Raw genomic sequence first — 8,449 nt, forward strand, 5'->3', positions numbered from 1 at the left:
GGCCCCGTTTTTTTTCCCCGCGCGAGGTGCGATGGCGACGTTCCGCTGGAATTCCATGCAGGAGCTGATGGCGATCCAGGAGAAGATGAACCGCCTCTTCGAGGAGGTGCTCTATCGCCGGGAGTTTCCGGAGGGATCCGACGAGCGGGCCGCCTCGCGCTGGGCGCCGGCGGCCGACGCCTTCGAGTCGGCGCGCGAGTACGTCTTTCGGGTGGAGATCCCCGGCGTCTCCCTCTCCGACGTGAAGCTCGAGGTGGAGGACGGGAAGCTCCGCCTCTGCGGAACCCGTCCGGAAGTCGATCCCGCGAGCCGGTTCCTCCGGATGGAGCGCGTGTACGGCGATTTCGACCGCGAGTTCGAGATTCCCCACGACATCGACGCCGAGCGGATCTCCGCTTCGCTGTCGAGCGGCATCCTGACGATTCGCGCCCCCAAGAAGGGGACGCCCGCGGCGGAGGAACCGTGACGCGCAAGGACGGCTCGGTGCTGATCGGAGAGATCGCGCGCCGCTATTCGATCCACCCGCAGACGCTCCGGATGTACGAGCGGGAAGGGCTCATCCAGCCCGACCGCACCGAGGGGAATACCCGCCTTTACGGCGTCGAGACGATCGAGCGCCTCGAGATCATCCTCACGCTGACCCGCGATCTCGGGGTGAATCTCGCCGGGGTCGAGGTCATCCTGAACATGAAGGAAAGGCTCGAGAGCCTGCAGCAGCGCGCGGACCGGCTCGTGGACTACCTCAAGAAGGAGGCCGCCCGCCACCGGCCGTCGGACGAGCGGTACGCGCTCGTCAAGCTGCCCGCCGGCGCCCTCCGCAAGCCGTGACGCGTGCGCGCGGCGAGGGCGGCAAGACCCTCACGCGATACCTTTCGGAGATCTCGCGATTCCCGCTGCTCGACCCTGCCGAGGAGCGGGAGCTCGGACGGCGGATTCGCCGGGGCGACGCCGCCGCTCTCCGGTCGCTGGTCGAGGCGAACCTGCGCTTCGTCGTCTCCTACGCCTCGCGGTTTCGCGGCGCCGCGCTTCCCCTCCTCGACCTCGTCCACGAGGGCAACCTCGGCCTGATGGAAGCCGCCCGCCGGTACGACCCGGCGCAATCCAACCGGTTCCTCTCCTACGCCGTTTTCTACGTGCGCGACGCGATCGTGACCGCGCTCCGGCGGCAGTCCGGTGCGCTGCGGCTTCCGCGCCGGCCCGGGCAGCTGCTCGCGCACCTCTACGAGACCCTGCAGAAGCTCGAAGGAGAGCTGCGGCGTCCTCCCTCGGAAGTCGAGATCGCCCGGGAATCGGGTTTGTCACCCCAGCAGGTGCGCTGGCTGCTCGCGCGGCTGCGAGGGGACGTGTCGCTCGACAGCGACGCCGGGCAGGAAGCCGTCGATGCGGAGCATCGCGGGCTCGTTCCCGGAGCCGAGGAGGCCGCCGTCCGTCACTCGACTCTTCGTGCGCTGAAGCAGGCGGTCCGAGGGCTCTTCCCGCGCGAACGCCTGGTCCTCGTCCGCCGCTACGGCCTCGACGGCCGCGAGCCGGAGACTCTGCGGGCGATCGCGGAGGCGCTGAAGATCTCGAGCGAGCGGGTGCGCCAGATCGAGACGAAGGCGCTCGAGAAATTGCGATCCTCGGAGTCGCTGGGGGGGCGGCGGGCGAAGACCTCCGGCTGACCGAGCCGGCGCCGCAACGGGTCGCGCCGAAGCCTTGGCGAAGGCGGATGCATCGAGCCGGACGGGCGCGTACTGCCGGCCGGCGGCTCGACGGACGCTTTTCGGTACGCCTTCGCCGCCGGCCGGCAGTCCGCATCCCGTCGGGCTCGCGCCTCGCTGCGCCATCGGGTGGTTCTGAACCGAGAATCGCTGATCGCGAGAATCGGAGCGGCGGGCGCCGCGACGTGTCGAGCCGAAGCCTTGGCGCGGCGGTGCATCGAGTCGGGCGGGCGAGCGCCTAGGGCCGTCGGCTCAGTCCACGCGCAAGGGAGCGCGCGCCGTCCCCATCCTCCCGCTCTCCGGGTCGAGCACGTTGACGACGAGGCGATAGGTCCCGCGCCGGAGCCGCAGCGACACTCTCTCGACCAGGGGCCGCGCGCCGCGGGTTTCCGACGGCGCCAGCGTGTACGACTGGGTCGTGCGGGTCACCGGCGTCGTTTCCCCCTTCTCGTCGATCGCCGCGAAGTAATAGACGGCGCGGGCCGTCGCGTGCCCGGCATCGGGGAGGAACGTCAGGTCGGACGCCGGGACTTCGACGTCCACCGTGACGAGCGTCTGCCCGCCTTCGCGGGATGAAGGGCCCATCCGTACGACCGGGGCGAGGTCGGCGTAGGAGGAGGAAGTCAGGAGCGTGGCGTGCACCCGGTCCTCGACCCTCTTCTCTTCGTCCTCGGAGGTGTACGTCCGGCGGGCGCGGACGCGCAGGCCCGGCCGCGACACCACGACCTCGACGCGATGCGACGCGTTCGGCGCGACGTTCTTGAGGTCGACGCCGAGGGAGTAGTAGGTCGAGACGTCGCGGAAGATCGCCGCGAGCGCCGCGCCGACGTCGTTGGTCCGGAGGATCGCCTCGCCGCCCGTCTCCTCCGCCATCCGGAGGAGACCGGATTCGGTATCCTGCCGCGCGAAGAGCGAGCGTGCCGCCAGCGGCGCGTCGTTGCCCGCGTCGGCGGGGGGCGCGAGGAGGCCTCGGGCGTCGATCGTGAAGACCGTCGCCTCCAGGGCGTTGGCGCGGTCGATGAACCGGCGGAGCTCCGGCGTCACGTCGCGCCGGAACGAGAGCGACGGGACGGCGTGCCGCTCGGCCAGCGCCAGGATCGCCGCGCCGGGCTGGAGCTCGAAGCCCTCGGAGAGGACGAGGAAGACCTTCTTGCCCGCCTTGTCCCCGAGGAGCGCGAGGGAGTCGGTCATGTCCTCGATGGTCTTCTTCGTCTCCGCGTAGACCTCCGCCTCGTAGAGGCGCGCGCGGTTCTGACGTTCGACGCGCCCGGCGAGCTCGATCTCGCGGATCGCCTGCCGCTCGCGCTCGACGCGCCGGAGCCCGCCCGGGCCGGAGGCGGGAAGCGCATCGACCGCGGCGAGGAGCGCTTCGCGCCGGGATGTCCAGTCGACGAGCGTCTCGGGGCGGGACCGCTCCGCGACGATCGTCGCCTCGTCGGAAGGAGCGAGCCGTCCGATGAACTCGCGCAGGGCGCCGATCGCCTTCCGGCGCCGCGGAGGCGCGAGGCTCGCGTCGTCGATCCAGAGGAGGAAATGACGCGCCACGGACGCCCTCTCCCTCTCGCCCGGCTTCACGACCAGGTCCGGCGAGAGGTTCTGGAAATCGGAACGCTGCACCGCGCCGTCGCGCACCGCCGCGAAATAGTCGACGTCGACGGGGCGCCGGTCGACGCGGATCTGGAAGGCGTCGCGCGGCAGGTCCGGAACGGGACGCCCGGCAGGATCGGTGACGACGACGTCGATGTCCATGACGCGCACGCTGACGTTCTCCCGGAAGCCGGAGTCCTGCGCCGGAAGCGCCGCGGGAATCCCGGCGAGGCCGGCCGCCGTGAGGATCGCGGCGGGCAAGCGCGCCGGAGGCCTCCGCGCGGAGGTCGTCACGGCTGGCCGAGGCCGAGGAACTCGAAGAGACGGCGGACTTCCGCGCGCGATTCGGAATCGAGCGCCGGCGGTTTGCGGCCGAGCACGGGGATGGCGCCGATCGCGCACTGAGGGAGCGCCGCGCGCGCGAACCGGACGGCCGAGAGGAGCGGCGATTCCCGGGGGTTGCCGGCGTCGGAGAGCACGTCGGCGATCTCGGCGGTCGCCCGCCAGGCCTCGGCGCGGATCCTTCCGACGACGGGGCGAAAATGCTCGAGGGTCGCCGCCCGGAAACGCCCGGCGGGGAGCGGCGCGCGCGCGACCGCCTCGAGGAGATCGGCATACGGCACCGCGTGCAGCAGCCCGGCCGCGTAAGCCTCTTCGCGCCCGGCTTTCCACCGCGGAGCCGCGTGCGAGGCGGCGACGGCCGCCGCGAGCGAGCCGCGCCGCAGCGCTCTCGGGATCGCGTCCGCGGCCGGAAGCGGCGTCCGATCGGGCGCGATCAGCGCGCAGGCGAGCGTGCGGAACGCGGCGTCGCCGATCCGCCGGGCCGCTTCCCGGAGGGTCCCGACGCGCCGCGTGCCGCCGACGGCGAACGCATTGGCGAGCATGAGCAGGTTGACCGCGAAGAAGGGATCGAGCTGCGCGAGACCGAGGAGGCGCTCGGAGGCGGCCGCCGCCTCTTCGGAAGCGAGAATCTCCGCCGTGAAGCGCGCCGTGTCGTCGAAGATCGGGAAGAATGCGACGGGCGCGGCGAGCCTCGAATGGAGGGCCGCCGCGAACCGCCGGAACTGGACGAAAAGCTCCCGCCCCTTGGCCGCGCCGATGTCGTCCTCGCCGCTCCTCGCGACGACGTCCCAGAACCCGTCCTCGACGGCCTCGGGCCGGAACTCCTGCTCCCACCCCTCCCCGTCGAGCTCGTCGCCCGCGCGCGAGCGATCGAAGCGGACCGTGTCGTCCATGGCCTTGACCGCGTGGAAGGCGATCACCTGTCCCTTGATCTTCAGGTGGATCTGGAGGAGGTCCTCGGTCTGGTAGTCGGGGTCGAACTCGAAACGCCCGCGCGTCCAGGTGAGGACGTCCTTCAGGAGCTTCTCCGCCAGAGCCCCGACGAGCTCCGCGAGCGAGTCGCGTGGAATCCAGTCCTCCTCGAGGAGGACGCGCGTGAGCTTCGTGCCCGAGGCGAGGTTCCGGGCGAGTGAGGAGTAAAGGCAGGAGACCGGCACGGCGCGCGAGCGCAAAAGCGCCTGGCCCAGCCGGTCCGCGGGCCTGCCGCCGGAGACGTAGACGATGTCGCCGTTCTTCCAGTCGATCGTCTTTCGATCCGACCCGCGCGTCAGCGTGAGCCGCCCGGACGCGCGGCGCACTTCGAGCCACTGGATGAGATCGACGACGTCGAAGCTCTCGATCCTGCCGGAGAGATGATTAGCCAAGGAACGAGATTCTATCATTCGGGTCCGTCTCACCCGTCCGGAATACAATCGGCGGACATGCCGGACGACGGGAAGAAAAGCGCGCGCGCGATCCCCGGAGCGACATCCTCCGGGATCCCGATCCGCGCGTCCTACGGACCCGAGGACGCGCGGGGGAACGCGCTCCCGCCCGGAGAGTTTCCGTACACGCGGGGGCTCTCCGCCGACGGCTTCCGCGGGCGCTTCTGGACGATGCGGCAATACGCCGGGTTCGGGAGCGCCCGCGAGTCCAACGCCCGGTACAAGTACCTTCTCGAGAGAGGCCAGACCGGGCTGTCGATCGCCTTCGACCTGCCGACCCAGATCGGTTTCGACTCCGACGATCCCCTCGCGCGCGGCGAGGTCGGGAAGGTCGGCGTCGCGGTCGCGACGATCGAGGACATGGAGATCCTGACCGACGGGCTCCCGCTCGACCGCGTTTCCGTCTCGATGACGATCAACTCGACGGCCGCGATCCTCCTGGCGCTCTACCTCGCGGCCGCGCGCCGCCGGGGATTTTCGTGGGCGGCGCTGTCGGGGACCGTGCAGAACGACGTCCTGAAGGAGTTCATCGCGCGGGGCACGTACACGTTCCCGCCCGCGCCGTCGATGAAGATCGCGACCGACGTCTTCGAGTTCTGCCGCGACTCCGTGCCGCGCTGGAACACGATCTCGATCTCGGGGTACCACATCCGGGAGGCGGGCGCGACCGCCGTGGAGGAAGTCGCCTTCACGCTGGCCAACGGAATCGCTTACGTGGAGGCGGCGCTCGCGCGCGGGCTCGCGATCGACGACTTCGCGCCGCGCCTGTCGTTTTTCTTCAATGCGCACTCGAACTTCTTCGAGGAGGCTGCGAAATTCCGCGCCGCGCGGGCGCTGTGGGCCGAGATCGTGCGCGACCGGTTCGGGGCGAAGAACCCGCGCTCCGGCTACCTGCGCTTCCACGCCCAGACGGCCGGCTCGACGCTCACGGCGCAGCAGCCGCCGGTCAACGTCGTCCGGACGACCCTCGAGGCGCTGTCGGCCGTTCTCGGCGGCGCGCAGTCGCTCCACACCAACGCCTACGACGAGGCGCTCGCGCTGCCGACGGAAGACTCGGCCAAGCTCGCGCTCCGCACGCAGCAGGTGATCGCCTGGGAATCGGGCGTCGCGGACGTCGTCGATCCGCTCGGAGGGTCGTTCCTCGTCGAATCCTGGACGCGCGAGATCCACGACCGCGCGCGGGAGCTCATCGCGAAGATCGACGCGCTCGGCGGATCGCTCGCGGCGATCGCCAACGGCTTCTTTTCCCGGGCGATCGAGGACGCGGCGTTTGCGGCGCAGCGGCAGGTCGAGTCGGGAGAGCGGGTGATCGTGGGCGTCAATCGCTTCGTCGAGGAGGAATCGGTCGTGCCTCCGCTCCTGACGATCGGACGGGAGGTCGAGGAGGACCAGGTGCGTCGCCTGCGCGCGTTTCGCGACCGCCGGGACCCGAAAGCGGTCGAACGGGCCCGCGCCGCTCTGCTCGCCGACGCCCGTGAGAGCCGGAACCTGATCCCCGCGATGCTCGATTCGGTCGAGGTGGGCGTCACGCTCGGAGAGATCGTCGCGACGCTCAAATCCGAGTACGGCGAGCACGTCTGAGGACGATCGGAGCGGGCATCGAGCGGATGTAAATCTCACGAAAATAACGGCATCCATGTGGAAAAAAAGAGCGTCAGCGTTCGGAGGCCCGAAAAACGGCCCGTCATGCGGCAGAAAAATATCAAGATGAGGTTCTTCAGTGGTTTACCGAGATGCACAGGAACGTGTGCAATCGCCCCGTTCCCCGCGCCAACCAGCGTTTTCGCTCTGATTTCCGCAGCTTCTGCACAGCCTTTTCCGAAACCGTGGCGGAAAAGCAGAAAAAACCTCGCCATGACCGAGCTTTGACCGTGCCGACGTGGAGACCTTGCCCACGAACCCGGGGAGAGTGACGAAGCGTCTCAGGGGAGCGCCGCCGGACGGATCTGGTGGTCGAGGCGCTTGACGATCGCGCCCCCTTCGGCGGTCGGAAACCTCAGGGAAGGGAAGGGGCGCGCCCATTCCTTCAGCGCCGGCGATTGGGAGCCGGCATGGACGAGCACGAGCGACGCGTCCTGTCCCGGTGACCAGAACTTCGAAATGGCCCTCGGGTCGCCGGCGACGGAGTCGAGCGGCCGCGTCCAGGGGTGCGAGCGACGGAGCCAATACGGTCCCTCGACGTAGTAGGCCAGACACACCTGCGCGTACGCATTCTCCGTGATGATCCTTTCTCCGGCGGGTCGGGCGTTCAGGAAACGGGCCAGCGGGCGCCAGTCGGGGCGGCCGTCCCGAAAATACGACCGCAGCCCGTGAAGATCGCCGGCGAGGACCAGGAGAACGACGGCCGCGGTTGCGCCGATGCGCAGCAGGCTCCGGTTTCCGAGGCGTGCCACGGCGATCGCCGCGAGGATCGGGATCACGATGCCGACCGGCAGGAAATGACGCGAGACGGCGAAATGCGGATGGACGTGCTCGAGCGATTCGATCACGAAGGCCCCGCCCACCATGCCGATGACGACGAAGCGGGTTCCGCGGCGCCTCAGGGCGCAAAACGCACCGGTCGCCGCCAGCGCCGCGTACGCGAGATCGCCGGCGCCTGGCGCGTAGCCTTCGTTCGGAGCGAATCCGTAGAACGAGAAAAGGGCGCCGAGGCGCGTCCACGACAGGGGCGGAGCGGCGGTTTCCGGCGTCCGTCCGGCCGCGACGCGGACGACGGGAAGCCACGGCAGGTAAGCGACGAAGAGCAGGGCGAGGAATGCGGGACTCCAGAGGAGGAATCGTCTCGCCCGCCGCGACCGCGCCGCATCAGGCGATCTCGCTTCGTCGATCAGCATGGCGGCAGCGGCGATGCCCAGCACGATCGCGGCGATGTACAGGGAGTAGGCCGTGGCGAGGCATGCCAGATAGAGAACGACCAGTCGCCGTCCGCCTCCCCATCGGAGGAAGCCGTCGAGACAGAGCAGCGCCGTCAGGAAGGTCAGGAGACCGAGCGAATATGGCCGCAGCTCCTGTGAGTAACGAACGTGAAACGGAGCGGCGGCGACGAACACGGCGGAGAGAAGCCCCGCCCGCCGCCCGGCGCGTCGCCCGACGAGAAACCCGATCGCGAGAATCGAGAGCGTGCCCCACACGACGGGACACAGCCGTCGCGCCGCGTCGGTCGGACCGAGAAGGCCAAAGAGCCGATCGATCACGTAATCCAACGGAGGATGGACCGCGTCGAATTTGAGCGATCCCCAGCATTCCGACCACGTCCCGCGAATGAACGAGGCCTGCATGATCTCGTCGAGCCAAAAGGAGAAATGATCGAGGCGAAGCAGACGAACCGTCAGCGCGAAGAGGGCGACGAGCGCGACCAGCACCTTGTAAGCGGCGCCGAGCTCGGATTTTTTTTTT

At 69.5% G+C, this 8,449-nt stretch carries 8 protein-coding genes; 4 read left to right on the plus strand and 4 right to left on the minus strand.

Going from position 1 to position 8,449, the window contains the following annotated elements; translation table 11 throughout:
• The first annotated feature begins 31 nt into the window (after positions 1-31).
• From VKH46_17470 to VKH46_17480, 3 genes are read left to right on the plus strand one after another with little or no spacing between them, the layout of a single operon-like run.
• Positions 32-466, plus strand: a complete 435-nt coding sequence (locus tag VKH46_17470) for an Hsp20/alpha crystallin family protein (GenBank protein ID HKB72624.1) — start codon at positions 32-34, stop codon at positions 464-466.
• Positions 463-828, plus strand: a complete 366-nt coding sequence (locus VKH46_17475; protein ID HKB72625.1) for a MerR family transcriptional regulator — start codon at positions 463-465, stop codon at positions 826-828. The genes VKH46_17470 and VKH46_17475 overlap by 4 nt, the downstream gene beginning before the upstream one ends.
• Positions 825-1,661, plus strand: a complete 837-nt coding sequence (locus VKH46_17480; GenBank protein HKB72626.1) for an RNA polymerase sigma factor RpoD/SigA — start codon at positions 825-827, stop codon at positions 1,659-1,661. The genes VKH46_17475 and VKH46_17480 overlap by 4 nt, the downstream gene beginning before the upstream one ends.
• A 291-nt stretch (positions 1,662-1,952) precedes the next feature.
• Here VKH46_17480 and VKH46_17485 read toward each other — a convergent pair whose 3' ends face one another.
• Positions 1,953-3,548 (minus strand): VWA domain-containing protein, encoded by a 1,596-nt coding sequence (locus VKH46_17485; GenBank protein HKB72627.1) that lies wholly within the window; start codon positions 3,546-3,548, stop codon positions 1,953-1,955.
• A 29-nt stretch (positions 3,549-3,577) separates the two neighbouring features.
• Positions 3,578-4,993, minus strand: coding sequence for a DUF4388 domain-containing protein (locus VKH46_17490; protein HKB72628.1), 1,416 nt, complete (start codon positions 4,991-4,993; stop codon positions 3,578-3,580).
• A gap of 57 nt (positions 4,994-5,050) precedes the next feature.
• Here VKH46_17490 and VKH46_17495 point away from each other — a divergent pair, with 57 nt between their 5' ends.
• Entirely contained in the window at positions 5,051-6,634 is a 1,584-nt protein-coding gene (locus VKH46_17495; GenBank protein ID HKB72629.1) for a methylmalonyl-CoA mutase family protein, read from the plus strand.
• A gap of 35 nt (positions 6,635-6,669) precedes the next feature.
• On the opposite strand, the gene VKH46_17500 is transcribed toward VKH46_17495, so the two are convergent.
• The gene (locus VKH46_17500) at positions 6,670-6,909 is read right to left on the minus strand and encodes a hypothetical protein (protein HKB72630.1); all 240 of its coding nucleotides are present in this window, start codon (positions 6,907-6,909) and stop codon (positions 6,670-6,672) included.
• A 66-nt stretch (positions 6,910-6,975) separates the two neighbouring features.
• On the minus strand, positions 6,976-8,449 hold a 1,474-nt coding region (locus VKH46_17505; protein ID HKB72631.1), incomplete at its 5' end, for a glycosyltransferase family 39 protein.

Source organism: Thermoanaerobaculia bacterium, assembly GCA_035260525.1.
Taxonomy (GTDB): domain Bacteria; phylum Acidobacteriota; class Thermoanaerobaculia; order UBA5066; family DATFVB01; genus DATFVB01.

Bases quoted from the DNA above. Each gene is read 5' to 3' on its own strand.
- VKH46_17470 (HKB72624.1), top strand. From the start codon at position 32: ATGGCGACGTTCCGCTGGAATTCCATGCAGGAGCTGATGGCGATCCAG.
- VKH46_17495 (HKB72629.1), top strand. From the start codon at position 5,051: ATGCCGGACGACGGGAAGAAAAGCGCGCGCGCGATCCCCGGAGCGACA.
- VKH46_17500 (HKB72630.1), bottom strand. From the start codon at position 6,909: ATGGCGAGGTTTTTTCTGCTTTTCCGCCACGGTTTCGGAAAAGGCTGT.